This is a genomic window from Vibrio azureus (assembly GCF_002849855.1).
Taxonomy (GTDB): domain Bacteria; phylum Pseudomonadota; class Gammaproteobacteria; order Enterobacterales; family Vibrionaceae; genus Vibrio; species Vibrio azureus.
In genome coordinates, this window is record NZ_CP018617.1 from 982,061 (window position 1) to 1,008,733 (window position 26,673).

The 26,673-nt window shown below is 40.7% G+C and carries 24 protein-coding genes, 5 tRNA genes and 1 pseudogene; 7 read left to right on the plus strand and 23 right to left on the minus strand.

Annotated elements, in window-relative coordinates; genetic code table 11:
• Nucleotides 1–133 precede the first annotated feature (133 nt).
• The gene (locus BS333_RS18085; RefSeq protein WP_021711548.1) at nucleotides 134–310 is read left to right on the plus strand and encodes a DUF2986 domain-containing protein; all 177 of its coding nucleotides are present in this window, start codon (nucleotides 134–136) and stop codon (nucleotides 308–310) included.
• Between the two features lie 90 nt (nucleotides 311–400).
• Here BS333_RS18085 and BS333_RS18090 read toward each other — a convergent pair whose 3' ends face one another.
• The 3 genes from BS333_RS18090 to BS333_RS18100 all read right to left on the minus strand — a co-directional run bounded on the left by BS333_RS18090 (nucleotide 401) and on the right by BS333_RS18100 (nucleotide 4,078).
• Nucleotides 401–763 (minus strand): hypothetical protein, encoded by a 363-nt coding sequence (locus BS333_RS18090; protein WP_021711549.1) that lies wholly within the window; start codon nucleotides 761–763, stop codon nucleotides 401–403.
• 299 nt (nucleotides 764–1,062) lie between these two features.
• Nucleotides 1,063–2,532 carry a tryptophanase gene (tnaA, locus tag BS333_RS18095; protein ID WP_021711550.1) on the minus strand — a complete coding sequence of 490 codons (1,470 nt, stop codon included), beginning with the start codon at nucleotides 2,530–2,532 and terminating at the stop codon, nucleotides 1,063–1,065.
• A gap of 271 nt (nucleotides 2,533–2,803) precedes the next feature.
• Nucleotides 2,804–4,078 carry an aromatic amino acid transporter gene (locus BS333_RS18100; RefSeq protein ID WP_021711551.1) on the minus strand — a complete coding sequence of 425 codons (1,275 nt, stop codon included), beginning with the start codon at nucleotides 4,076–4,078 and terminating at the stop codon, nucleotides 2,804–2,806.
• 434 nt (nucleotides 4,079–4,512) lie between these two features.
• On the opposite strand from BS333_RS18100, the gene BS333_RS18105 reads away from it, so the two are divergent.
• Entirely contained in the window at nucleotides 4,513–5,193 is a 681-nt protein-coding gene (locus BS333_RS18105) for a winged helix-turn-helix domain-containing protein (protein ID WP_021711552.1), read from the plus strand.
• 13 nt (nucleotides 5,194–5,206) lie between these two features.
• Nucleotides 5,207–5,719: a hypothetical protein gene (locus BS333_RS18110; RefSeq protein WP_021711553.1), complete on the plus strand. Its 513-nt coding sequence runs from the start codon at nucleotides 5,207–5,209 to the stop codon at nucleotides 5,717–5,719.
• Here BS333_RS18110 and BS333_RS18115 read toward each other — a convergent pair.
• Complete coding sequence (locus BS333_RS18115) at nucleotides 5,713–6,168, minus strand: hypothetical protein (RefSeq protein WP_021711554.1); 456 nt, start codon at nucleotides 6,166–6,168, stop codon at nucleotides 5,713–5,715. The two genes, BS333_RS18110 and BS333_RS18115, sit on opposite strands and share 7 nt — an antisense overlap.
• Nucleotides 6,161–6,886 (minus strand): winged helix-turn-helix domain-containing protein, encoded by a 726-nt coding sequence (locus tag BS333_RS18120; RefSeq protein ID WP_021711555.1) that lies wholly within the window; start codon nucleotides 6,884–6,886, stop codon nucleotides 6,161–6,163. The genes BS333_RS18115 and BS333_RS18120 overlap by 8 nt, the downstream gene beginning before the upstream one ends.
• A gap of 333 nt (nucleotides 6,887–7,219) precedes the next feature.
• Here BS333_RS18120 and BS333_RS18125 point away from each other — a divergent pair, with 333 nt between their 5' ends.
• Nucleotides 7,220–9,187 carry an FG-GAP repeat protein gene (locus BS333_RS18125; protein ID WP_033004454.1) on the plus strand — a complete coding sequence of 656 codons (1,968 nt, stop codon included), beginning with the start codon at nucleotides 7,220–7,222 and terminating at the stop codon, nucleotides 9,185–9,187.
• 105 nt (nucleotides 9,188–9,292) lie between these two features.
• Here BS333_RS18125 and BS333_RS18130 read toward each other — a convergent pair whose 3' ends face one another.
• The 11 genes from BS333_RS18130 to BS333_RS18180 form a co-directional block, all read right to left on the minus strand.
• The gene (locus BS333_RS18130; RefSeq protein ID WP_033004455.1) at nucleotides 9,293–10,909 is read right to left on the minus strand and encodes a methyl-accepting chemotaxis protein; all 1,617 of its coding nucleotides are present in this window, start codon (nucleotides 10,907–10,909) and stop codon (nucleotides 9,293–9,295) included.
• A 231-nt stretch (nucleotides 10,910–11,140) separates the two neighbouring features.
• Nucleotides 11,141–11,629: a LabA-like NYN domain-containing protein gene (locus BS333_RS18135; RefSeq protein WP_033004459.1), complete on the minus strand. Its 489-nt coding sequence runs from the start codon at nucleotides 11,627–11,629 to the stop codon at nucleotides 11,141–11,143.
• 83 nt (nucleotides 11,630–11,712) lie between these two features.
• A complete protein-coding gene (locus BS333_RS18140; protein WP_021711559.1) occupies nucleotides 11,713–12,234 on the minus strand; it encodes a sterol desaturase family protein in 522 nt (173 codons plus the stop codon).
• Between the two features lie 419 nt (nucleotides 12,235–12,653).
• Nucleotides 12,654–12,727: transfer RNA gene (locus BS333_RS18145), tRNA-Cys, on the minus strand.
• A gap of 84 nt (nucleotides 12,728–12,811) precedes the next feature.
• Nucleotides 12,812–12,898 (minus strand) — tRNA-Leu (locus BS333_RS18150).
• A 76-nt stretch (nucleotides 12,899–12,974) separates the two neighbouring features.
• Nucleotides 12,975–13,050 (minus strand) — tRNA-Gly (locus tag BS333_RS18155).
• Between the two features lie 4 nt (nucleotides 13,051–13,054).
• Nucleotides 13,055–13,128 (minus strand) — tRNA-Cys (locus BS333_RS18160).
• 69 nt (nucleotides 13,129–13,197) lie between these two features.
• Nucleotides 13,198–13,284 (minus strand) — tRNA-Leu (locus BS333_RS18165).
• Between the two features lie 242 nt (nucleotides 13,285–13,526).
• Nucleotides 13,527–15,248 carry a D-lactate dehydrogenase gene (dld, locus tag BS333_RS18170; protein WP_021711560.1) on the minus strand — a complete coding sequence of 574 codons (1,722 nt, stop codon included), beginning with the start codon at nucleotides 15,246–15,248 and terminating at the stop codon, nucleotides 13,527–13,529.
• Nucleotides 15,249–15,382: 134 nt separating this feature from the next.
• Nucleotides 15,383–16,828, minus strand: coding sequence for an ATPase RavA stimulator ViaA (viaA, locus tag BS333_RS18175; RefSeq protein ID WP_021711561.1), 1,446 nt, complete (start codon nucleotides 16,826–16,828; stop codon nucleotides 15,383–15,385).
• 9 nt (nucleotides 16,829–16,837) lie between these two features.
• Nucleotides 16,838–18,499, minus strand: a complete 1,662-nt coding sequence (locus BS333_RS18180) for an ATPase RavA domain-containing protein (protein ID WP_021711562.1) — start codon at nucleotides 18,497–18,499, stop codon at nucleotides 16,838–16,840.
• 724 nt (nucleotides 18,500–19,223) lie between these two features.
• On the opposite strand from BS333_RS18180, the gene BS333_RS18185 reads away from it, so the two are divergent.
• The 3 genes from BS333_RS18185 (at nucleotide 19,224) to BS333_RS18195 (ending at nucleotide 21,997) form a co-directional block, all read left to right on the plus strand.
• Complete coding sequence (locus tag BS333_RS18185) at nucleotides 19,224–19,739, plus strand: NUDIX hydrolase (protein WP_021711141.1); 516 nt, start codon at nucleotides 19,224–19,226, stop codon at nucleotides 19,737–19,739.
• Between the two features lie 34 nt (nucleotides 19,740–19,773).
• Nucleotides 19,774–20,781 (plus strand): low-specificity L-threonine aldolase, encoded by a 1,008-nt coding sequence (ltaE, locus tag BS333_RS18190; protein WP_021711142.1) that lies wholly within the window; start codon nucleotides 19,774–19,776, stop codon nucleotides 20,779–20,781.
• Nucleotides 20,782–21,001: 220 nt separating this feature from the next.
• Complete coding sequence (locus BS333_RS18195) at nucleotides 21,002–21,997, plus strand: succinylglutamate desuccinylase/aspartoacylase family protein (RefSeq protein WP_021711143.1); 996 nt, start codon at nucleotides 21,002–21,004, stop codon at nucleotides 21,995–21,997.
• A 109-nt stretch (nucleotides 21,998–22,106) separates the two neighbouring features.
• Here BS333_RS18195 and BS333_RS18200 read toward each other — a convergent pair whose 3' ends face one another.
• The 7 genes and pseudogenes from BS333_RS18200 to BS333_RS18230 form a co-directional block, all read right to left on the minus strand.
• Nucleotides 22,107–22,424, minus strand: coding sequence for a hypothetical protein (locus tag BS333_RS18200; RefSeq protein WP_021711144.1), 318 nt, complete (start codon nucleotides 22,422–22,424; stop codon nucleotides 22,107–22,109).
• Nucleotides 22,425–22,645: 221 nt separating this feature from the next.
• Nucleotides 22,646–23,026 (minus strand): nuclear transport factor 2 family protein, encoded by a 381-nt coding sequence (locus tag BS333_RS18205; protein WP_021711145.1) that lies wholly within the window; start codon nucleotides 23,024–23,026, stop codon nucleotides 22,646–22,648.
• A 138-nt stretch (nucleotides 23,027–23,164) separates the two neighbouring features.
• A complete protein-coding gene (locus BS333_RS18210; protein WP_021711146.1) occupies nucleotides 23,165–23,530 on the minus strand; it encodes a hypothetical protein in 366 nt (121 codons plus the stop codon).
• 117 nt (nucleotides 23,531–23,647) lie between these two features.
• Nucleotides 23,648–23,782, minus strand: a pseudogene (locus BS333_RS22560) (cupin domain-containing protein); the annotation flags it as partial.
• Between the two features lie 188 nt (nucleotides 23,783–23,970).
• Nucleotides 23,971–25,221, minus strand: coding sequence for an SDR family NAD(P)-dependent oxidoreductase (locus tag BS333_RS18220; RefSeq protein ID WP_021711147.1), 1,251 nt, complete (start codon nucleotides 25,219–25,221; stop codon nucleotides 23,971–23,973).
• A gap of 203 nt (nucleotides 25,222–25,424) precedes the next feature.
• Nucleotides 25,425–25,979, minus strand: coding sequence for a GNAT family N-acetyltransferase (locus tag BS333_RS18225; protein WP_021711148.1), 555 nt, complete (start codon nucleotides 25,977–25,979; stop codon nucleotides 25,425–25,427).
• 78 nt (nucleotides 25,980–26,057) lie between these two features.
• Nucleotides 26,058–26,531: a GNAT family N-acetyltransferase gene (locus tag BS333_RS18230; protein ID WP_021711149.1), complete on the minus strand. Its 474-nt coding sequence runs from the start codon at nucleotides 26,529–26,531 to the stop codon at nucleotides 26,058–26,060.
• Between the last annotated feature and the right edge of the window lie 142 nt (nucleotides 26,532–26,673).

Consider the following 26,673-nt stretch of genomic DNA (forward strand, 5'->3'; position numbering starts at 1 on the left):
TTCCACCGTCATTGCTAACGCCAAAAACGGGGTTCACCTTATCATCACCGCTTCCAACCCAGCAGTTGAAGCACTTATGTTGTAAATGATCACAAAAGTGACTATCCTTCCGTTCGTCACAAAGGAATCAATCATGAACCGTAAGAAAAAAATTAATCAAATATTAAAAGCCAAGCAGAAGAAAATGAATGCTAAGCTGCATAAAAGTAACAAGCCTCGTTATATTTCAAAAGCAGAACGCGCTAAAATGGAAAACGAAGAACAGCAGCAACAAGAGCAAAGCTCGGAAAGCTCTCTAACAGAGTCCTGAACTCGTTATATCTTATCCAAAGGCCATGGTCTGCATCACCATGGCCCCTAATTTGTTCGGTTTCTTATCATCATTTACTTCCAAGTAATATTAACCTGTCTTCGACAAAGCTGACTTTTGTAATACTTGGTTAATCCCTACTGCTTTTTCAATGACGGTAATTAAATCCCCAGCCGTTACCATGCCTTTAGCCTCAATTGATGCCGTTAGTTGCTCAACCATGAATGGAGGTAATGCATACTGAGTTGACAACTCATTCTTAAGCGCCTCAATAACAGAATTTGTCTCAGTCAGACTAACATCAACGGCTATCGAATCACGACTTTTATCCTCTTTACCATAAGGCGCAGAAGCTCTGGCTTTATCTTTCAATTCCATTTGAGCATTAGTTTCTATCACATCGTTCATCTTTTCAGACAGATGAGAGTGTCCAATACTGTTACATTTATTCATAGCACAACACATTCACAAAACAAATAACTAAGGCAAGATGCTATACCAAATCTAAAATATCACTTATCAATATTGGACAAAGTTTTAACAATTTTAGGTGAAGCTGATAGAGGTACTAAAAAAGAACACAAGCCAAAATAGTGGCTACTTCAACCTACGAACTATTTATTCAATAGCATCAATAGATTAAAGCTAGAATAAAAAAAGCGCCCAAAATGACGCTTTAACTTAATGGATTGACTTCACCACTGCTCATTCAATCCTATTACTGCCGCTTTTGTAGTGACATAGTTAATTTGTTATACCTGCGCTATTTCTGAGGCAGTCGCCTGATTGGACAAAACATAAGGGGCTTCGACTTCTTTTAAACGTGCAGTGAAATGCCTTAGTACTGGTGGTTCATAAGTGAAGGTTAAACCTTTAACCTTGTGCACGTTTTGCTTCACCTTTTCAAACGCTTCAATCACATAATCCATATGAGTTTGGGTATAAGTCGCTCTTGGTAATGTCAGGCGCAAAAATTCAGCAGGACAAGACAGTTGCTGGCCCGTTTTGGGATCTCGACCCAGCAATAGCGAGCCAATCTCAGGCGCTCGTATTCCTGCCACTTTATATAGCTCACACGCTAGAGCATGGGCCGGAAATTGCTCCGGTGGGATATGAGGCAGTAATTTACCTGCATCAACAAACGCAGCGTGACCACCAGCTTGCTGACAAACAATGCCCAAAGCCTCAAGACCTTCCACTAAATATGCGACCTGAGAAATACGATAAGCTAACCATTCTTGACGCATGCCATCATAAAGACCAACGGCTAACCTCTCCATTGCTCCTCCTTCAAGCCCGCCATAAGTAGGAAATCCTTCTTGTACCACACATAAAGTCTGACATTCATGAAATACGTCTTTATAGGTGTCATCTTTAAAACAAAGTAACCCACCCATCGGTACCATCGCGTCTTTTTTAGCTGACATAGCCAAAGCATCAGCATATCGATAACATTCTTGCGTTATCTCTTTGATACTCCAATGTTGGTAACCTGGCTCGCGCTGTTGGATAAAGTACGCATTTTCAGCAAACCTTGCAGAATCCATGATCACTGGAATGTCATATTTCTTCGCGATCTGATAGACCGCTTTAAGATTCGCAATAGAAACCGGCTGACCACCGGCCGAGTTACAAGTAATCGTGCTGACAATATAAGGAACATTGTTAGCGCCTGTCTCTCGGATCACGAGTTCAAGTTTGTCTAAATCAAAATTACCTTTGAAGTCTTCATTCGTGGAGGTATCAAACGCTCCTTCTGAGTAAACATTGGTTGCGACACAACAGTTAATTTGTGTGTGACCTTGTGTGGTATCAAAAAAGTAATTAGAAATCGCTACCATCTTACTACGATCCAAACCTTTTTCTTTTTCTCGCTTCGCTATCAGCACCGGAATGTAAATTTGCTCAGCACCACGACCTTGGTGTGTCGGTATGGTGAACTCATAACCAAAAATATCCTGAACGGCATTCGCCAAAGCATGATAGCTTCGACTGCCACTGTAGGCCTCATCTCCTCGTAACATGGCGGCTTGCATTTCTTGAGTGACTGCCCCTGTTCCGCTATCGGTAAGAAGGTCGATAAAAACATCATCACTCGAAAGCAAAAACGGGTTCATGCCTGCTTTAATGATTGCTTCTTCTCGATAAGCTCGGGTTGTTCTTTTCACCGGTTCTATAACACGGATACGGAAAGGTTCTGGTAAGTGTTTAAAGTTTTCCATCTAGACTGCCTTTAATATTGATTCTTTGGATTTAAGCCATCAATAAATTACATATGCAATGGCTTCAGATATCAGGGCAAACCGTTAATAACAAAACGATTTGCTGTTTACTAAAGACCAAAGGCACTGTATATCTTAGAAAGAAAGCAAGTTTGCGGATCCCTTGTATACCAAGCAAATGAGCTCAGCCACTGCTGATATTGGGTCGCAAAACAGCTTCTCATGTTATCTGTATAAACCATAATTCCATCACTAGAAATTTACATCGGTATCAATTTAATCCATTAAAAGAAGGCAATTGCTCCATCACATTGAAGATGTGGACAACCATCACTGAAAGGCCGAAGGCAAAACATACCACTAAAACACCATTCCCTCCCTTCACTCTAAAATCTAATTGATTGCTGTTATCATGGCGCAATTCGTCCAATTCTGGGGTGGGATGAAAACGCAGCTTAACCGCCAAAAGTACCGGGATAATACAAGCCCATATCGCCGCGGCAAAAGCAGCGTAGCCAATCGCCGTTAGAAAACCGAACGGAAACAAAATCGAGCAAATCAATGGAGGCAGGAAAGTCACTGCCCAAGACCGAGTTCGCCCAGCACGAGTATCTTGGAACTTAAAGAAGTCTGCCAAGAAATCAAAAACTCCAAGACCTACTCCTATAAAACTAGACAATATTGCCGCCATTGAAAAAGCATGGATCACTTTTGTGACAAAAGACACCTCAATGGCCGTACCTAGTTGGTTCAATAAGACATCAACCGAACCTTTTGAGGCGATAACAGGTGCAAATTCATTACGAGGAAGGTTGCCATATATCGCGATAAGCCAAAGAACATAAACCATCAGTGAGATAATGGTTCCACCTAACAACGCCCTAGCCGCTTTATTTTCACAGCGATAATAATCACGCAACGAAGACACAGAGTGATGAAAACCAAATGAGGCCAACGCGACAGGTAACATGGACGCAACGTAAAGCGTATAGTTATTTTTAGATGAGTGACCAACATCCCATAAAATATCAAAATCAATATTTTTTGCTAATCCGAATACACCAAATACAAATGACAAGGCCATAAAGATAACTAATAGCACGGAGATTCGGTCAACCCAACGAGTCGAATGCCAAACAAAAAATGAAAACATCAATACGTACATAACAGATGCTGCTTTGCTATTAATAGACAACAAATCCCCAAATACTAAACCTGCAGAGGTAATGTAGGCATATAGTAATATGGAACCAACAAAGTAAACTGCGATGTTATTTATTATATTGACTTTTTTACCAAGTAATGTGCGCGTAACGGTGCTAAAAGAAACCTTGTACGGAAACTTTGAATAAACCTCAAGTAATAAACAACCAGACAACGTCATTAATGACATGGAAATAGCAAGTACAACGATACTCCAACTTGTCCAAGCACCCGCTCCTGCCGTTGGTAAACCTAACATCCCTGCTCCAACACAAATACATGTAATGATACATGCACCACCATAAATCGAAGGTGAATTTGCCGTAGTAGATGAATTGTTCATCGATTGCCTCCTATGCTATTGCTTTTCTCGCTCTCGTAATACTAATAAGCCGTGTGAAAGCCTTCTTATTTATCACAAGAGTTTAATATTGTTATTTTAATCATTATATTTCCCACTTAATCATTCCCGCTCACTAAGTGATTAAGGATAGATTACAGAGCTTCTAAAGAAAAACAAAATAATTTATTAACAGTTCTAAACTTTAAAGCGAAAGCTAATGATAAACTACTGATTAGTATAAGATTAAACTTCAGAGCAAAGGACAAAAGTACACACATAAAATTAACGTTAAAATAATTATTTACATTATAAATTAATATAATTTAGTTAAAATTATTTTCTAATCATGGAAAATGTTTGATTGAAACACTAAGGCGTAGAGCCAAGAAAATGATTTATTGAATGAACAGTAATTTCATTACAAAGGAAAAGCAATGAATATGAGAGAAAAGCACAGTGACTATATTGAAATCAGCTTTGGTTCATCGACACTAAAAAGGGATGAAAATGGTGCCTACATAATATTAAATAATGGTAAGTCTATTTCTATAACCATTCCAGAAAGTTATATACTCCATAAACTTATCAAACAAAAAAATGAGCTTGTATATAGAGATGAGCTGGTCATAGATGCGTGGGGCAGTATCGATATTATTGGGCCTAACTCTCTTCCCGTAGCCATTACAAACTTAAGGAAAATTCTCGATTTTGATAACATCAAAATTGTTAACATTCCTAAACAGGGTTACATGATAAAGCTCCCTGAGCCTAAAATAGTCACAGAAGTTCAACTCGATGAGGATGAACTTGAGGCTTTATCTGAAATCAACACTTTGAATATAGATAGAAGGTCGCCTAATCACTATTCAATTTATAAGACCAAGCGTTTATATTTGACTTTGTTTATATTTTTATCTTGTTTGTATATTATTTTTTATCTTGCACTTTCCTGGATTTCATTAGGTTGTCAATCCGTAGGAAACAACTCTATTTGTTTTATTGATGGTGAAAATATTGATATCAATAATGATATTTTCTCCTCATTGACCGACGGAAGCTATTATTCAGCTCGCTCGGGCCTAATCCAAATTAATGAAAAAGCTGACGAAAAGTGAATGGGGTCATCACATGGAAAAATTATCTTTTAATCTTCAAACAGCCCTCTCTCAGATTTTTAATAAATATCGCTTTTTTACCATGTTTTTTGCGGTGACTGTACTGTTAAACGCTCTACTCGCATCTGTTTTTATCTATGGTTGGATAAATGGATCAACTTGTCATTATACTCTGACATTGAAAACAGACGAAAGAGATACAGCAGCAACTTGTTATCGTGGAAAAGCCGTCATAATACATACTAAAGTAAATGATCAAGGTGAAGATCAATCTAAATGGAAAGTCGAGGCCAGATACCTCAGGGTCGGTGCTCAAATGGTCTTTGTTGTCTATCAACGCCAAGCCATTATTCAAAATAAAAAGTCGGATGCTAACGATCAGTTCAATCGATTATCAAGCGGGCTAACCTTTCTCTTCTACCATACGAAAAGAGTCGGCGATAAACTTTACATTTTCCAGAAATTCCCTGAATACAACATTCTACAAGCTAAAGTGTCAGGCAAACTGGATATGTGGGATCAGTGATTGAAAAAGCTCATTTCGCCATGTACAAGCCCTGTAGTAATTGTGCTTTTGGGGAAGTTTGCAAAGATGAAAACACGATCATCGATCCGGTCGATATGATAAAAAACCGTTTTGTATCCTGAGAATATTTGGTTGTAGCGATCGGTTTCATTTTCTTGGTTACCGCCTTCTAAACGTTCACGATGATAAACAAAGTAAATGAGTTGCTTACCAATTTGAAGTTGTCTGGCTGAAACTTTCCATTGACTGATGATCTCTCTGTCTTGGTTTAGTAACGTATGTAGGACCATCACCTTACCACGATGACAAGTTAGAAAAGTATTATGGCTATCCTGTTTTTCTATTGATAAATCATAACGACAGCCTGCACCATTGACCAGCCCAAACAAAATCACCAATACGACCAAGAAGGTACAGGTGTAAACCGCTCTTTCTAACCATTTAATCATTGCTTTTAGCCTCATACCGTTGACCTTCTGCATCAATAAAATAGGTCACACCTTTACTAATATGGTTTAGCTCATCTTGGCTAAGAAGTTGTTCGATATTAACTTCGGACGGGCTACAAACGGTCCCCTGTCCCCAATGTTGACAGCGGATATCTACCCAAGAAAACCATAAATAAAAAATGAGTATACAAGTGCATATGGCACACACCACAACCGAGACATAACGGACAGCTGATACCTTACTTGCTGTTTGCTGTTGAGCATGGTCAAATCCTTGGGTCAACGGTTCTTGTTCGTACGAGCTTTTATTTCGCTGTTGCTGACTATTAGAATTATTGGGGTTGTCATTCTCATTTTCTTGAGCCTGAGACTGAGCATCAAACATTAAACGATACCCTTGCCGAGGAACATTGATAATATTAATGCCTTCCGGCTGTAAAATTCGGCGTAAATTTGAAATAGCTACAGGTAGCGAATTACTACCAATGGTCTCGGGGTTTCCCCAAGCAGCAGTAATTAATTCATCTTTGCCAATGACTGTTCCTTGATTCTTTACCAAAACACTAAGAATGACTCCCTCCCTAGCTGTGACAGTGTAACTCCTGCCGTTTTTAATCACTAGTTCTGCACCACTTGAGTGAGTATGTAATACACAGTCAGCAAAATTCAGTTCAGAATCTTGAATTTCCTCATGTATATTCGGTTTTGTTGGCTTCATATTACCTACTCGCTTATTAAATCTAACTTCAAGTTTAGAAAACAATCACGACATTTAGTAATAAAAATAATAATATAATTAAATGTGAATATGTGGATTCTTTAATATAGGTTTCAATTTGACTTTCAATTTGCAAAATATAAATCATGGCCGCGCCTGAGAGTTAAGGTCATCTCGCTGAACGCAGCCTCTTGAGGTTACTTGGGTATATCAATATATTCACTTAACGAAGTTTGGTATGACTTGTGCTTTATTCATATCACGATGACCTGATGGTTAGTTTTAGCAGCAAACCTTTCGGGTAAAATTGAGTGGACTATCGTGAGGCCTATAATGAAATCGACGTCTGTATTGTGCGTACTAAGTTGTTCTCTTATGTTTGGTTGTAACTTGGACACCAAAGTCAATCAAATCCAGCTGCCGGACTCGAATGACAAACAAACAGAATTAACTCAAGCGCCTCAGCCATCGACGGAGCAGCCAGAACAACCCACTCCTCCCCAAAGCGAAGTGCCACAACCGCCAACGCCGTCACAAACTGAGCAGCCCAGTCAAACGGATACCCCCCCTGACACCACCATAGAACCTCCACAGCAGCAACAAGAACCACCCAAAATGCCCGGAGCGTTTACCCTTTCTGAACCAAGTGCGACGGGGTTTCACCAGTTTCAATTTCAATGGCAAACCAGTGAACACGCAGACAATTATTCTGTATGTTTAAAAGATGATTCACAACTCAATCGCTGTTCACCACTTATTACCGCTCTAAGTTCCACACAAATCCGCCATACTTTTGATCAGATTTTAAGCCCTTCTTCTGTATTTTTCGTGTTGGCCAACAATCAAACGGGCAGTACAAAAAGTAATGAAGTGAGTATTAGTTCTACAACCTTGCTGAATGCAATAAGCCTGCTCAAACATTCTAACGCAGATAGCCAAGATGAGTTTGGGCATGTACTGGCCTTGAATCAAGATGGTACTCGACTTGCTGTTGGAGCCATAAATGAATCCGGCCTGGCTAACGATCCTAACGTTAATACTTTCAGTAACTCTGGTGCTACGTATATTTTTGAACTGGACAGTAATAATTGGCAACAGAAAGCCTATCTAAAACCCTCTAATAGCGAATCTGGTGATGAATTTGGGTATGCCCTAGACCTCAGTGACGATGGTAAAACGCTTGCGGTAAGTGCCTTGCAAGAAGGCTCCAATGCTACTGGTGTAGACGGAGATCAAAACGACAACAGTAAACCACTTTCTGGAGCGGTGTATGTATTCACACTCACAGGCGAAACATGGCAACAGCAAGCTTATCTAAAAGCCTCAAATACAGATGCTTATGATTCGTTTGGTTTCTCGGTTTCTCTCAGCGGCGATGGCAAAAGACTGCTGGTTGGTGCACCTGGGGAAAGCTCCTCAGCATCGGGAATCAATGCAAACCAACTGGACAATACTGGTGCTTTATCGGGTGCAGCTTACCTCTTCGAGTTTCAAAATGATACTTGGGTTCAAACTCAGTACTTCAAACCTTCCAATACGGGGAATTTGGACTCTTTTGGCTTTGACGTTGATATTAGCCAAGATGGCTTGACCGCCAGTATTGCCAGCCCAGGTGAAGATTCTCTGAATGGCGATCCACTCGATAATAACGCCAGTAATTCCGGAGCCGTTTATCTCTTCAATGATGATGGAGCCCAGTGGAGCCAACACGCTTACTTAAAAGCGAGTCTCCCCGATGCAGAAGATCAGTTTGGGTACTCAATATCACTCAACCATGATGGATCAACACTTGCGATAAGCGCTTACCTTGAGTCATCGGACAGCGTAACCAATGGCAACGACGCTGATAATTCCGCGCCCAATGCAGGAGCCGCCTATATTTTTCAACAACAGCAAGACGTTTGGTCCCAACAAGCTTATCTAAAAGCCGATAACTCAGATTCAGGTGATAAATTTGGCCATGATCTTCAACTCGATTTATCTGGTGAACGACTGATTGTCGGTGCTCCCTTTGAAAGTTCATCAGACACCGGAGTTGGAGGCTTACTAAAAAATAATGACACGCTCTCTTCAGGTGCGGTGTATGAGTATCAGTTCAAAGAGGGGAACTGGCAGCAAACCAAATACATAAAAGCAACAAACCCAGACCAAGATGATCTTTTCGGTGATGCGGTTGCTATCAGTGGTCAAGGCAATACCTTAGCAGTAGGAGCGAAACAAGAGTCTTCCGCTCCACCACTGAGTGATAACGCCCCTACAGACAACTCACTTTCTAAATCTGGTGCTGTCTACCTTTACTAAGTCATGCTGATATTTGGGCAACGCACATTTTATATTGAAATTTTTGTCTATTGTTCGGTTGGTCTATTGGTCCCATAGTGCAGTTGCTTGTCTTGCTCTATCAGCTCAAACTTTGAAATATTTTAACTGATCATGCAGGATTTCAGAGGTAGCGGCTAAATGCTGACTTTCCTCTGCTAGCCTTTGTGAAGTTTGTTTCACCTCATTTGCAGCAAGATGAATCGTCGAAACATTTTGGCTCATCTCCTGAGCGACCAACCCCTGTTGTTCAGAAGCTGCAGCGATTTGCGCCACCATATCATTAGAGTGAAGCAGTTCAGAAACCATGGTCTCCAACTGAGCTTGCGTAGAACGAGAGATATCAACACTGACTTCTACCTTAAGGTTACTTCTTTCCATGGCTCTCACTGTTCGTTCAGTTTGTTCTATCAGTGAATCTATGGTTTTTTGTACCTCATCCGTGGACTTTTGTGTTCGACTTGCAAGGTTACGAACTTCATCTGCAACTACCGCAAACCCTCGTCCTTGATCGCCTGCTCGAGCTGCTTCGATCGCTGCATTCAAGGCCAAGAGATTCGTTTGTTCAGAGACATCTCGAATCACACTGACGACGGCTCTAATTTCATTAACACCAGCTTGAAGCTCGGACACCATTTGATCGGCAGTAGCAATATCTTGAGAAACTTCCGCGATGGTTTGAGCTGTTTGATGCATATCTTGGCCACTTTTCTCAGCATGTGATGTTACTAAAGAGGTGCTGTGCGATGTATTTTCAGCATTACTGGCCACGTCGGAAATTGTGGTGCTCATTTCTGTCATCGACGTAGACAGTTGTTCAAGTTGTGAATGTTGATTATTCACACTGCTGGCTGATTCTTCACTGGCCTGAGCAATATTTTGTGCCATGACTGACGATTGTAAAGCCGACTCATGAGCCGCTTGAAGCGTAGATTGTAACTTATTTAGCATGCGATCGAGCTCGCGACTCACCTCGCCCAATTCATCTTTGCGTTTAGCATGTTGACGTACGGTTAGATCGCCATTTGCGACTTCGCCAGTAAAAGCACTCAGTTGATTTAAGAAGCTGACAATGTTGTTGGAAATAAAGTATCCTAAAACCGCCAAAGCAAAGATTAAACTAAAAGCAACAACTGATTCTTTGATGATATCAGCAATTAAAGCTTCCTTGATATCAGCAACAAAAAGCCCTGAGCCGACAATCCATTGCCATTCAGGGAATAAAGCAATATAGGAAATCTTATCTTTGAGCTCGCCTTGAGGGCTTTTCCATTGGTAATCAAGAAATCCGGCTTGTTGCGAATTAGCAATAGTGGCCATTTGCCGCCAATGGAGTTTTCCCGCCCCATCTTTGATTTGGCTGGCATCAGCCCCTTCCAAGGTGGGTTTGCGTGGGTGAAGCAGTATTTTAAGTTCAGGGGTCAATACCCAAAAGTAATTATTGGTATCGTATCTTAGCGAACGAAGCGCCTCCAGTGCCCTTTGCTTAGCACCTTGTTCTCCTAAAATATCGCGTTGCTGGTAGTAATAGTTAATTAAGCTTGTGGCTACCTCAACTTGAGCACTCAATTTTGCTTCTCTTTCGCTAAGAGCGTTCTTCCTTTGTTCATTTAGATTATACAAACAGGCTGCGAGTAAAAGTGAAGCGGAGAAAACAACCAAGAGCAGTAATTTATTTCTAACTGAAAGATCACTAAGTTTCATCATTCGATTCTATGGTTTTTTATTAAAGTAAAACTTAAACCTATTAGAATCAAAGTCAGTCAAAACTGATTCAAATCAATTTTCATAATATTTGTTAGCAAAAAGTAACTTATATGCTGAAGTCCTCACACTATATTGCAAAGACAGAAAGTTTGCATCTAAGCCATATAAACTTAATTATAAAACAGATAATTATATACCCAAGTTACCTCAGGTGCTTGGGTATAAGCACTACAACAAAAAGTCTTCATCTATGGCAACAAAAGTATCTGCGCAGTCGACTAGAGCTTGAGCGGTAAGTTTAGGTACACCATAAACCGTGACTTTTTTCTTAAAACGCTGCTGAATGCGTTCAACAAGAAGGCAGAAGTCACCATCTCCAGAGACTAGAATCACTTCATCGACATCCGCAGCTAATTCGATTGCATCGAGAGCAATACCAACATCCCAATCTCCTTTGGTGCTCCCATCACTCCTTTGTATGTAAGGTTTCAAGATAACTTCAAACCCTATACCCCGTAAAATATGATGGAACTGTCGTTGCTTTGCATCTTTACTTGATATCGCATAAGCACGAGCCGTTGATACATTCACTGCTTGCGTTGCAACATACCAAAACTGATTGTAATCAAAGTGACGTTGATAGGCTTCCCGGCAGGTATAATAAACATTCTGGACATCGACTAAGATAGCCACATTGCGCTGATGATCTGAATTCATGCTTCTTTTCAAGTTAAAAACGTTGCCCATACCCTATGCCACTTTTCAGTAAAGTACAATCAATTCATGTAAGACAATGAAATTTAATATGATATCTTTGAAGATTTTAGCCTCTGGCTACGTCGCTTTTCTTTTACTGACTTTTCGTCTGTTCTAAATAGATAATCCCAAAAGGTAATAAAGAATGAAAAATTGCAACGAACGTTAGAGTGGTGTTTTAAATGAAATGAGCCAATAGACATAAAACGAGTGATTTTACCGGTAATTTTAGGGTTATGATCCAGAACATTACGGCTAAGAAATAATTCATAAAAGTAGTGAAACACCAGCAAAATTGCCCCTGGAATAGGATCAAATATCGTCAAAATCACCAATGGTAAAGTAAAGGCAAGATACACATCCATTGATGAACGAAGATCACCAAACCAGAAGAAGTACTCATTCCATGGTGGCCAGATACTGCCATCGTACTTATAACCATGATGCTTAAGATGGATGTATTGCAGGAGATTATATTTCGAGCGTACATGAGCAAGTACGTGATAAAGATATGAATATAATGTCCATAATAAAAAATACCCAATGACTTTAAATAAGATTTCCATAAGTCGTCCTTCATTCCATGACTTGACGTTTTTGATTAATAACCTGCTGTGTCTGCAACTTTCTAGTACGTCCGACAACAGAGCCAATATACCCAAGTAACCTCAAGATGCTTGCTTCAGAGCAAGATTACTTGAGTAGAACTATAAATTTGACATAAAAGTCATTAATTACAAAAAGTTAAATTAACTTCACTGGAAATATAGATGCTTATCCTAAATAGTCAAATAGGTTATTTATGTTAAATGAATAAACATTGCATAACCGTTAACACACGATGTTAAGGCGATAGGATTGGATACTTAATTTAAAAATATACCCAAGTGACCTCAGAGTGCTTTATTCAGAGCAAAGTCATTGAGTCGGATTCAAGGAAAACAACGAAAAAGCCCCAGCCTATTGGATGGGGCTTTTCGTAAAATGGAGGCGCCTCCCGGAGTCGAACCGAGGTCCACGGATTTGCAATCCGCTGCATAGCCACTCTGCCAAGGCGCCTTAATTCTTAAAATTTCAAGTCTTTAAGATTAACTTTTGCTACTTTGAATTTAAAAATTATTTTATCATTCAAAGTTTAATAGATGGTGCCCCGGGCCGGACTTGAACCGGCACAACGCGAACGTCGAGGGATTTTAAATCCCTTGTGTCTACCAATTCCACCACCAGGGCACACAAATTTCTTTGCGATGCCTTTACTAGAAAAGTAAAACACCATCTGATACCGCCGAAGCCATATCGTTTAATTTGGAGCGACACACGAGGTTCGAACTCGTGACCTCAACCTTGGCAAGGTTGCGCTCTACCAACTGAGCTAGTGTCGCAAAATGGAGGCGCCTCCCGGAGTCGAACCGAGGTCCACGGATTTGCAATCCGCTGCATAGCCACTCTGCCAAGGCGCCTTAATCTGTTTTTATAGAGTACAACTCTGTATTCATCACTTTACCTTAAATAGGTAAAAACGAGTAAGATGGTGCCCCGGGCCGGACTTGAACCGGCACAGCGCGAACGCCGAGGGATTTTAAATCCCTTGTGTCTACCAATTCCACCACCAGGGCAACGCAATCATGCGATGGTAACACCACCTCTCATCGGCCTTTGCCGTGAGAACGAGGCTTACTTTAACGGATTAATTTTTCTGGTCAACAACAAATTTTATCTTTTTCATTCATGCGGTTAAAAACCAGCCTTTACGATCACATTCCAATCAGCTCGAATAAATAACACTCAGACGATACCCCAGTGACCTCAAGATACTTGATTCAAGCACCTTGAGTTCACTTAGGTATAAAAATCCGATTCATCCCCCTTCAGCACAACACAAGCAATGGCGTCGATAACGATCCATTTTACCGATACCAGGGTTAAACGTATTGGTTGGATCAAGTTGATAATAAAATTCTCTTAACTTGGTTTCTGCTTCGTATAAATGACCCACATTATGCTCAGCTGGGTATTTTGCTCCTCGGCGAGTCAGATGCTCTAGCATTAGCATTTTCATCCGATGCGTGTCCGTACCCTTTGCAAAAATGTAATCTTGGTGAAAGACGTGACACATGAAATGTCCGTAGTAAAGCGACTTCACTAGATGCTTACGGACTTCTTCTGGCAGAGTTTCCACCCAATTCTCATCATTACGTCTCAGAGCAATATCAAGCGCAATGATATCTTCGACTTCATTTTCATGGATGGTTTCGTATTTAATTGCAGCACCTGCTGCTGCAAAACGATGAAGAAAGGCCTTTGTCCCCTCTTCTGGCGTGCATTGAAAAAAGCCACAATCGGGATCATCCAGCCAGCAACGCTTCAGATACTCTGTTGCTTCAGAGATACCAGTATCACTCATTTTTAAGATAAGGTGGTGTTCATATCTGTCCCGATAGTCCAGCATGCGCTGTGGTAAATGCGATGGAAACAAGAAGCTGACGTAATACATGGCTTTATCGGGCCAATTTTTATTAGCTAAAGGAATACGCTCGAGGACGTTTTCTACGCGAGCTTTTAACGAAAACAGTTTTGGCAGATTATCTGTACCCAAAATATTGATAGCAAGAAAAGTATCTTTGCCGTATTTTTCAGCTAAATTAAAAATATCACGGTGCAGGTATTCTGCCATTTCGGGGAGCTGAGTAAACTCAGAAAGCATGACTTGCCTGAGTTTGGTCAGCTTAGCAGGATCATTTGTGCCGAGGTAAAAGACTTGCTCTGTATTTGGTAACGGATAACTGTCCACTCGAACCGCAAATACGCCTAACTTTCCAGCACAACCGCTGGCTTCAAATAGACGTCGCTCATCGGCATTAAAACGTGCAGGAGTATCGGCATTAACCTCTCTGACTCGTTGTTGATATTCCTTATCTGATGCCATCCTCTGATCGAAAATGACATTTTGTGTGGAGAAATTGCCTTCATCTAGGTTTTGCAAAATCTCCTCTGGGGTTGAACCCAACCCTTCGATACCAAGGTGGTTAACCAAATGAAGTTTGCCCTCTTTGTCAACCTGAGCATAAATCGCGAGCTCAGTATAAGCAGGGCCACGTTTGACTAAAGCACCACCAGAGTTATTTGCAATGCCGCCAACCACGGTGGCTCCCAACGAAGAGGAACCAATCACAGAATGTGGTGCCCGATGTACTCCTTTGAGTACCTTTTCCAATCGATGTAATCGCGCGCCCGGCATGCATATAACTTGCTTACCACCATCGATCAAATGAATACGGTCGATATGGGTAATATTGATGATAATAACATCCCGATCATAATCATCACCACTTGGGGCTGAGCCTTCGGTCAAGCCCGTTTTCGCTGCTTGCATAATAATAATGCATTGGTTTTCCACACACTGCTCGATCACTTTCCATTGCTCAACAAGCGTTTGTGGAAATACCACAGCTAAAGCGCAGCCACTTCCAGAACGAAAACCACTTCGATAGTATTTCGTGCTTGTCTCTTCGGTAAGAACGTGGGCATGACCAACGATGGCTCGAAATTCATCTATAAGTAATTCTTGCTTACGATTCATGCCATTCATCTTCCTTATTTAATAAAACTGAGAGATACCCAGCTCGCTCCAAATCATTTTCGTAACGGTCTTAGGGGTACAATAGCAGAGTAAACAAAGAACAAATGTGGTCTAAATCGACTTAATTTATCAACTTATTTTAAATTGAAAAGACGCCCTGCAAGGCTAGGATGGTAAGACCAAGTATGATCAAACATCGACATCAACTCAGGATTACCGTATTTGGATAGACTGATCGCATGAAAACGGTTTTTTTTGGCTTTGAGTGCTGAGATTTGAGCCAACAAATCGTCTTGTTGTTTTGGTGCAATAAAGTCAGAGATCACAACCATATCCGCATTCTTGTATTTATCGTGACTCATTAAATCGATCGATTTCATTAAAGTCGGCTCAAGGTCTGTGCCACCATGAAAGCTGTATGAAAGAAAGTCCGCCGCTTCTCGTAGGCCATCTTGGCGGGTCAGCTCGTAGGTAATGTGCTCGGTGGAAAAGATAATAACGTAACAGTCTCGTTGCTCAGCTAAAGCAATCTGCATTAATGCATACGCCATCGCTTTCGCACATTGTTCTGGAAAGCCACTCATCGATCCCGAAGCATCAACACAAACAATAAAAGGCCCTTTTTCAATATCGACAGCCTTGTTGTCTGGACAATACGCCTTAACTTTACGCAGCTTACGAGACTTTCCCTGAGTCCGGTAGTTCATTAGTCTCTTATCAACTAAATGCTTATAAAAAACCACTTCGAGTTCTGGATAAGCAAGAAACATGGTCTCATTAGGCAGTAATTTGTTGAGGTCGTCGCTTTCGTGAATCCCGACAATGTCATCGGTCGCTTCATCACTTTTTTCCTCAACCATCTTGAGCTCCTCGTTAGGTGCTCGATTGAGTGACGGATCATCCACTTGCCCCGCCATTCGACCTAATTGGTCGGCAATGTCTTTTAAACCTTGATGTTTGTTGAGAAATTCAGCGTGACGCTTCATCACTGTTAAGTCAGTTTTACTCAGTTTTGCCGAAGCCATATCCCATAAACGCCCGACACTGTCCTCATCACCGGATTCTGTTACTTTATCCATATTGCGCATGGTTTCCATACGCTGATAAAGGTCATGCAATACTTTTTCTTTATTTTCTTCGAGTTCAGAGATTTGAGCCTGTTTGATTGCATCGGCTAAGCTTTGATACCATTGATCACAAAAGTAATGCGGAAACATCGGGTTATGAACCCCTTTGTTTTTTTCCAACATTCTTCGAGCCTGCATGTAAAAAGCAGAATGCCATTCCAACTTTCTAATCACATCATCAATCTGTTCGAAAAAAGTCTCTTCGTCCCAGTAAATAACCTCTTGATACAAGGCTAACTCTTGCTGAAAACGCTCTGTTTCACATACTTTGGTAATGCGTTTCTTAACCTGACCGCGCCATTTTAAAAGATGATTCTTGACCGATGTTTTCATTCCTCGGTTCTCGGCCACGACCATGACTTGGGAACGAGCTAACAAATCATTGACTGCTCCATCAATGATCCCGGAGTCTGCTATCATCAAGGCTAAATTCAGGCCATCTGCTCCTAACATCCTTTCTCCTTAAGAAAAAAACTGCGGTAAGTTTTTAAAGCGTTGAATGATTTTTTCATTCTCCCCTTGAATGGAGTCTAGTTGTTGAGTAACTTGCTGCAAGCTTGATTCCATCAATCGCGGCAGTTCAGGATCAACAAAGCTGTGTGGCAAAGCTCCGTGAAAATTGGCCTTTACTTTACGGATGTGGTGCTCAGCATCATTGAGTTGGCGGATAACATCTTCACACGTTGTTAGCCACAGTTGATGCAAATCCGTATCGAATCCTTGCTTGGTCACCAAACTGACCAAAATAGCGCGATTAGCAATGTCTCGAATGACAAAATTATTGTCCGCGTCAACGTCAAAACGCAAACGACATAAACTGGTGTTTTGGTTTACATAGCCATAGACGTCACCCTGACCTTCTTTAATGATTCGTTCCAAGTCGTCTTTCGCTACGTACACCCAGCGGCTGTCACCTTTTTCAGACTCTGACACCGACATGTTGCTCTGTAACATCACCAACTTAACCAAATTTTTAGCCGAACCAACTTGGTACTTTTTAGCGGAAGAAGTATCAAAGCTCATTGTTTCTTTACGCAAAATGCCGGTTGCTGCTTCCATGTTCAAAGTCATTTGGTAATGGGTTTCTAAGGCATGTTGGATTTCGGACAACGCTTCTCGACACTCTTCGATCTCTCGTGAGGCATCCTGTTGGTCAAACGCATGATTTAAGGCAAACTCTTCAATCACACGACGAACAACATCGCGAGACTCTGGGCTATTCCATAGGCAGTCTTGTAATAACAAGATATCTAACGGGTTGATTTCATCACGACCATTAAAGAATGCGCTTGCTTTGAGCAACTTAAGTGCTTTCTTCCAGCGTCGGTCAGAGACGTACATATCATTTAAAATGGGGTCACCAAACTCGGCTTCCACTTTATTTTCGAGCATTTCTTTAAGTAAGAATAATTTCTCAAACACTCCATCAGGCAATGTAAGGGCTTCTAGCTGTTGTTGCCAAGCATGATATTCTTCATCCGTGACCGCCAGACCTTGTGGAATTTTTACCTCTTGGGGTGTCCCAACCGTTAACATAGATTTAAAGTTCTGTTTATCCTGTATTCGATTGACAAAAACTCGCACCAGCATACGGTCATAAAGTGCGTCTAAACCGCTGTCTTCATCGGGCAATTCATTCGAAGCTGAAATCAGCAGTCGCATGGGTACTCGTTCGATATCACTGCCATTTTTAAAGGTTTTTTCGTTGACGACCGTGAGTAACGTATTGAGTATTGCGGGCCCTGCTTTCCAGATCTCATCTAAAAAGACGACTTGAGCGGTAGGTAAATAGCCTTGTGTTAAACGAACATAACGACCATTGTCTTTCAGCTCCTGAATACTTAACGGCCCGAACACTTCTTCCGGCGTGGAGAAACGTGTCATCAAATACTCGAAGTAGCTGCTGTTATCAAACGCTTGAATCAATCTTTTGGCAATTAAGCTTTTTGCAATACCCGGAGGACCAAGCAAGAACACACTTTCTCCTGCCAGAGCTGCAAGTAAGCATAATTTAATCGTATGCTCACGTTCATAAACGCCATCGGTCAACGCGTTAGCAAGTTTATTAATACGCTCAGAAAGCAGAGCTTTGTCGGCATTTGAGGCGAAATTCGGTTGGATCATGCAAGCTCCAGCAATAGACGGACAGTGTGTTTTTAAATGTATACAATTGTTATAACTTTGTTACAAGTATAATTTATCTTCTATCCTTTTATACCAGATGACTTTCACAACAATGCCTTTGGAAACCATAGTTTTCATTTATAGTGAGATAAAACACTGAATATATTAATGAAAAAATCATGCGTTTTTATCTTCTGGTCACAGCCATGGGTTTGAACGAATTGATTCACTACATTACGTCAAGCGGTTCAGATTGAGTATATACCCAAGTGACCTCAAGATGCTTGGGTGTATTACCTTGTACGAAAGCGCTAGGGATTCTATGATGTGAAGTTTATTAGGAACGATATATACCCAAGTGACTTCAAGATGCTTGATTCAGAGCGAGGTCACTGAGTCGAATTCAAGGAAGACAACGAAGCGGAATAGCCGGCTCTTTCTCATTTTTGTAAGAAGAACGGTTGTCTGACGCAAGAAGTCGGCTCAGTGACACGCTCCCAAAGGGCGAGCGGCCTTAACTCTCAGACTTTGTTAACGATTCTCAATGTAGAGCCACTATATCTTCGAATCGTTGCCGCGCCTGAGAGTTAAGGTCATCTCGCTGAACGCAGCATCTTGAGGTTACTTGGGTATAGTCACCTCATGATGCATTGTTCAACGAAACGACTTTAGAAAGCGTATCCATTGAGCACATTGAAAGTAACAAACTAGGAAATCCACTAGGATGAGCAAGACCATTCATACATGGAAGCAAATTTCTTTAATAGAAGAAGACATCGCACTCCCCAATGGCCAGACAATTACGCATACCATGATTCAGCACCCCGGAGCTGCCGTTATTTTGCCTATCACACAAGAGGGTAAAATCGTCTTGGTCAACCAGTTCCGCCCTTCTCTGAACAAATGGCTGTTAGAGCTGCCTGCCGGTACTCGTGAAGAAGGTGAAGATCCATTAAGTTGTGCGCAAAGAGAGCTTGAAGAAGAAACGGGTTACAGTGCTACAAGCCTGACCTCACTAGGCCAAGTGACCCCTTTAGCTGGGTTTTGTGATGAAATTCAGTATTTATATGTCGCCAAGAACCTAACAAAAACAGCACGCTACCAATGTGATGAAGATGAAGTCATCGAAGTGGTCACTTTATCTAAAACAGAACTTGAACAACATATCATTGAAGGTAAGATCACCGACGCAAAAACGATAGCGTGTTTAAGTAAAGCAAGCCTTTGTGGCTGTATATAAATCAAATAAACCCAGTTTCAATCTAGGAGAAATTATGGATTTTCGATCCGATACCGTGACCAAGCCCACTCAAGCAATGCGTGAGGCTATGTATAACGCAGCAGTAGGAGACGATGTCTATGGCGATGATCCAACCGTCAACGAACTGGAAGCTTTTGCAGCAGAGCTCGCTGGGTTCGAAGCCGCTTTATTCACAACATCAGGTACACAAGCTAACTTACTTGGATTGATGGCCCATTGTGATCGTGGTGATGAATACCTATGCGGTCAACAGGCACACAACTATAAATACGAGGCGGGTGGCGCTGCGGTATTAGGTTCAATCCAACCACAACCCATCGAAAATAACCCCGACGGCACCCTACCGTTTGATAAACTTGAAGCCGCGGTGAAACCTGATGATTCTCACTTTGCCAGAACTCGGCTCTTAAGCTTGGAAAATACCATTAATGGTAAAGTCTTGCCGCTTTCCTACTTGTCTGACGCACGAGATTTCGTTAATAAACATGGCTTGAAATTGCATTTAGATGGCGCACGCGTCTTTAATGCTGCGGCTGCTTTAGATGTACCAGTCAAGGAAATCGGCCAATACTTTGATTCTATGACGATTTGTCTTTCTAAAGGCTTGTGTGCACCTATCGGATCTTTACTTCTCGGTGACAAAGCGTTTATTGCTAAGGCACGCCGATTAAGAAAAATGGTCGGAGGCGGCATGCGCCAAGCCGGTATTTTAGCAGCAGCAGGTAAGCTCGCATTAACCGATCAAACAGAGCAGTTAAAAGTTGACCACACCAATGCTCAGTTACTTGCCCAGGGGTTGGCAAAACTTCCGGGCTTCACTGCAAACCCTAACCATGTTCAGACCAATATTGTCTTTGCAAAACTTGATGCAAAAATCGACATTCACGCAATTGCTGAAAAGCTAAAACAAAAAGGCATCACCATTTCGCCCGCTAACCCAATTCGCTTTGTTACGCATAATGATATCACCGAAAAAGATGTCAATGTCTTACTTACGGAATTGACGTCACTTTTAGACTGATGTATCGACGAAAAAGCGAGTTGTTTACACAGAAAAAGTCATGCTTCCACTGAGTAGGATTTTCATCTAAACTTATGTTTAGTATGTATAAAAGTAATTTTAAACGATAAAAATATTTTTACCTCTCAGCTCTATACTCAAGCGCTTCAACGTGCTTGAGTATAGGTAAAAACTTAACCCAAGAGATAGTTCACATCTCTCATTTGGGAGTTGCTCGCCGATGCCAACCACGATTTTAAGTGATACTCTTCAAGGCCATTCAGTCCTTCAATCTCTTGATGTCTCTGACTTACCTGCTGGCGAACATAAATTCTGGTTTCGTATTGCGACCAATGCTATTGGTCAATGGCAACATACACCAGTGTGGGTTTTTAAAGGAGCATCACCGGGTAAAAAAGTCATGATTACTGCAGGTGTTCATGGTGATGAATATAATGGTGTGTTAGCCGCTCAATCCGTTGCAAGGCAGCTTATTGGCGAGCGGTTATCAGGCACCGTTACCGTGGTTCCAACAATCAATCTGACCGGCATGCTCAATCATAGTCGTGATTTTGTCTCACCCGATCCTGATTTAGTGCGAACGAACCTAAATCGTTGTTTTCCTGGCAATGAAAAAGGAAAAGAGGCACACCGCTATCTTAGCGTTTTATGGCAAAATCTCCTACAACCTAACGCGGACCTCGCGATTGATTTGCACACTCAGACTAGCGGCGCTGTTTATCCACTTTATGTCTTCGCGGATTTTCGTCGTCCCCTGTCTAAGGATATGGCTCGTTGGCTAAATCCTGATGTTATTTTGAACGATCCCGGTGAACAAGGGGTACTAGAAACCACTTGGCAAAGTCATGATACCGATTGTATTACTGTAGAAATTGGCCAAGGAAGATATATTTCAAACGACTTGATACAACGCACTACCGAAGGCGTTTTCAATATTCTTAAACACCAGCACATCGTTAAAGGCCAACCCAAACCAATAAAACCGTGCCTTGAAGGCAATGAAATTATCAATATCAGCGCTAACCAAGGCGGCTTCGTCATACCCCAAGTGACCATGCTGCAAGCAGTAGAAGAGAAGCAACTATTGGCTATTCAATATGATGGCTTTGGCAGTGAAGTCGAACGTTACTTCTCGCCAGCCAATGCAACAGTATTAAGTTTTAATATTGAACCCATGCGTGCAGCTGGTTCATTGATTGTACGTTTAATAAGATAGCCGATAAGCTCAGCGCTAATATACCATTGAGTGCTTTATGCACTTATGAAAATTATCCGGCCTACCTTATTCTATGGTAACTTTACGGGAGACTTATTTCTAGAAGTCCTTATTTATCACTGAAGATCATTACGTAGTTTATTTCCTCTAAACCGACTCCATTACAAACGCCGCTGCCTTGTACTTGAACAACTTTATTAGCCATCAATGCAGCTAAGGCTGTACTGTGTTGGACTTCATTTACAAGAACCATCCTATTTTCTTTATTGGTTTTTTCACAGGCTGAATCAGTAATTGGCTTCTTAAAGTAAATAGCATTATAAGGATCTTTAATGCCTTCTGCTTGTATTTTTGATATCTCTGATGTCCAACTGTAAGAGTAAAATGATATACATGAAGCAGTAATAAATGTCAGAAAATTTCTCATCAGTGAGAATATCCATATTAATTCTAAGGTTTACATTATACTTATGAAATGGTCATAAAGCAGTGCTATAAATAAAACCAGTTACTTTTACACACTTTTATTTTTAATTCCAACTTATATTGGAAAAATGATTAACTCTTCATAGAAAAGTCATATCTACCCTAAAAGTACGTTGCTCAACGAGGTACCCTTTATCATCATTTCTCTATTAGGTACGAAGTTTAACCTTGTACCAACGTAACCCATTTGGAACGCCATTGTTGTGCAACCATAGGGTCAGGCCAGAACTCTTTTTGCTTGGTAATTAAACCGTGTTTAACGGTATGAAACGTAATAGCTCGGGCTTTTTGGACACCGTCTGTAATAGAAACATCCGTTACAACAGTGACACCGTCACAAATCACAGAGTGAATTTCAAACTCCCAGATGTCATTGGCAGGGTAATGAGTATTAATCGCTATGAAATTTTCTCGGCCAGTTATCAGTTCATTTGATTGAGGCCAAAGGCACTCGAAGTCAGCGCTGAGCCACTCACTCGCCCTAGTAAAATCATTAGTTTTCATCGCACCCCAAAAAGCTAGGACAACTTCCTTTGAATTCACAGTTTCCTCCAAATACCTAACAACAAATTGAGGATTAAACTAGCTTAGATTGCGCCTCAATCATAGTAAGCTAACGCATTGTATACCCAAGTGACCTCAAGATGCTTGATTCAGAGCGAGGCCACTGAGCCGAATTCGCTATTTTAAAGTAATATTAAACATCTCACTGTTGGTCCCACCAATCAATATAAGAGTATCGAATTGCTCTTTAGTTACCAAAATAGTTGTCTTTAATTCACTGCTTGATTGATTTGATTTACTGTCTTTGATTACCAGTACATCTACTATGTAATCTGTGTACTCCTTAGTAACTGAACCTGAAAACTCCAATTTTTCATCGTCATTATTTCTAATAATTGCAAACTTTTTATCTTTTCCAATTTCCGCCGAGATCGATGAGTCACCATAGGTCAAAGTCACTGAAGTTGGTTCTATAGTTTGGCCACCCAAGGCACTAAATGTAACTAAACAAATTGGAAGTATAAGTTTTGATAAAAAATTCATAATCTGCCTTATATTTGACTAATTAAAAAAGATCTCATGTTCTACTTTAAAATGAAGGTCAATGCGTCGTAAAACGCCATGAGTTAAGAATCACTGCCGAGGACCACTTATTGCAATTTACTTTAAGCTTGCTTGAATAATTAAAAGCTCAATATCATGGCTCGATGTGTTTACCAAGCCATGCGTCCCAAAGCGTTTATTGACTATGATATCTCCTGAAAACACTCGTGTTTCTTTACCCTCTATGGTCATTAAGCTCGTGGTAGGTTAAAACTCCGCTAATTTCTTAAGCTTAAACAGGAATTCAAAATCGCTGTTATTAGCTTCACGAATTTCGTACACCTAGCTCTCCACATCAACAACCAAGATTCGTTTATAACACACTGAGAAAATTTTTTAAAAAATCCAAGTAAAAGTAACCTGAAAAATGTTACCTAAAACTAATAAGTTAACTGATAAAAATGACGACGTGTCGGGCTACAACCAGGTAACTGAGCAAACAGAGGAAATAAAATTCTTGCCGCTCCATCAATCTCATCTAACGGCGGCACAACCCAAGGTCTATCACTCTCATAATATTCATCGACAGAAAACCAGCCAGGATCACAGCCATGTATGGAAAACCGACTCCCAGCCTCCGTGATTAAGTCGGACTTTCTGGCTAAACACTTCGTCAACATATGCAAAGCTGCCTTTGCCATATTAGTCTGTAGATGTAAGTCTTCTTTCTTCGTTTTAAAAATGCCTTCTCTAGCATGCACATTGATTATATAAGGTGAAACCGAAGACTTATTAAGTAAGGGAAGCATTTTTTGAATCAGTAATGTTGGTGCGACAGCATTAATACGATAGCACTCTTCTGCTTCTTGTTGAGGGAAGTCAGTTAATTTGACATGCCAACTATTCGTAAAACTATGATCAACATACTTTGGATCACCATAGCGATTTTTACCTTCGACAGAACCGATCTCACCATAAAGATGAGACTTATCTCTCGCTCTAATTGTTTGAGCGGCACAATTAACTAAAATATCTAAAGACTTGAGTGGCTCTAGTTCATTAGCTAGCGTAGCAAGCCTTTGATTTAGATGTAATGAATCAAGATCAAGCTCAATCAATTTCAAGTTATTTTTCCAGCAAGGATAATCATCATAGCTTGAAAAGATTTTCTTTGCTGAATCGATATTTCTCGTTGTCACAACGACATTTTTACAATTTGCCCGAAGAAGTTTCAATGCAATTTGGTGGCCTAGCTTTGTTCTGCCTCCAGTTACTAGAGCATTCAGTCCTTCTAAAGAGCGACTATAGTGCCTAAACCTCTGATTAAGACCACCACATTTATGGCAACAAAATAAGTAGGTCGGATGTGGGTTTCTGACCAGTTTATGGCATTGATAGCAACGCATAAAATGTTTATGAGAAGGGAGTCGAAAACGATTGTTGACATCAGGCTTAACAAATCTCTCCAATTCATCTAGCTGGTGGCATGTACTTTGTAGTTGCCTAGTAATACTATTATTTACGATTGCTTCTTTACCACTACAACTTTCATTCTTTAAACCAAAGTGTTCAACAGCTAATTGATAGAGTTCCTTCTGACTTACTTTTATATTCTTTTCTAAAAACTCTCGGCTTTTTTGTGTTCCATTTAAAACAACTTGAATGCCATACTTCGAGCTACTTTGATTCAATCTAATTTCCTATACTTCGTTGCTAATTTTATTAAGCTTCAAAAAATCAATACAGCCGAATAAGCTGAATTACATCAAAATGGGGGGCATTTGAAAATGCTCATACCTCGTCAGATTTAATGATAATCAAAAAGATGATAACAATATTTTCAATGATTTATCATTACTAATAAGGTATAAAGGTAAGTTAACCAGTCAAAGGGTTATTTTGACTGGTCAAGCCCCCTAGTATAAACCTGTTTTGAATAAACGGCTGTGCCACTCAAATCGCCTGAAGGCAACCTTCGAGCATTACGTAAAACCCCTTCCAAAACAAATCCACTACGCTCTGCTACCATTCGGCTTTTCCAGTTATTTTCAGCCGCTTTAATTTCAAGTCGGTTAGCGTTAAGCTCATTAAATGCAAATAACTCTATCGCTTTAAGTGCTTCAGAAATGAAACCATAGCCAACACTTGAACTACGCAGCCAATAGCCAATTTCAAAAGAAGGTACTGATTTATCAAGAATGATTAGCCCTATAGCACCAAGAAAGTGCCCAGTGCTTTTTTCTACAATGGAGTATCGTAACTCACCTTCAAAATTTTCAAAGTTATTAATTGCTTTCTTTGTCTGCTCAATGGATTCTGCTTCCGTTAACGCATGAGGCACCCAAGGAAGATACATAGCCAGTTCTTCTTGGCTTTCAATGATTGCTTCAAGCATCAAAGGTTGATGAACCAATGAAGGAGGGAGTAACTTCAGTCTATCTGTTTCCATAACTATCGCTTTCCACTCAAGGTTAATGAGTCCTAGTTAATGGGTAAGCAACACCATCATCAAAGACTCCATCGTAAATTAATAGGCCATGAGTTTTTTGTACATTATGTACTGAGGTCCTGCTGGACCGCCCAAATACTGCTCAGAATGAGCCTCGAAACCACCCTTTTCGTAACACGCTTTAGCACCTAAGTTTTTACAATTAACAGTCAGGTAGATCCAGTTGAATGTTGGGTAGTGTGTTTTTACGTAGAGTAAGAGTGTTCTGACCGCTTGCGTGCCCAGCCCTTTGCCTTGCTTATTAATATCGATGGCAAAAGCTCTTAATCCTAATGCGTCTGTCGGACAAAACTCGTAGTTAGAAGAGTACGCAATATCCAACTTGAAGAAACCGACGACTTCATCATTATCTTTTATGACATGTAAATGAGTCGTCTCATTTGCACTCGATATAAATTCTTCAGCAGTACCAGCAAATTTTACTTGTTCATCGGCTAAACGTACAAACTTAATTGCCGCAATATTTGACTCGTTAACTTTCTCTATTTTCAAAACTTCACCTCCATGCCATTGAATCGCATAACACCAGATTAAGGTGAATACCACGACCTCATTACCTGAACCATTACACCGTAGTCATTAAAATTAACGAATAGTAATGCTAACGCCAGCCTAAGCAGAAGACAAGGTACAA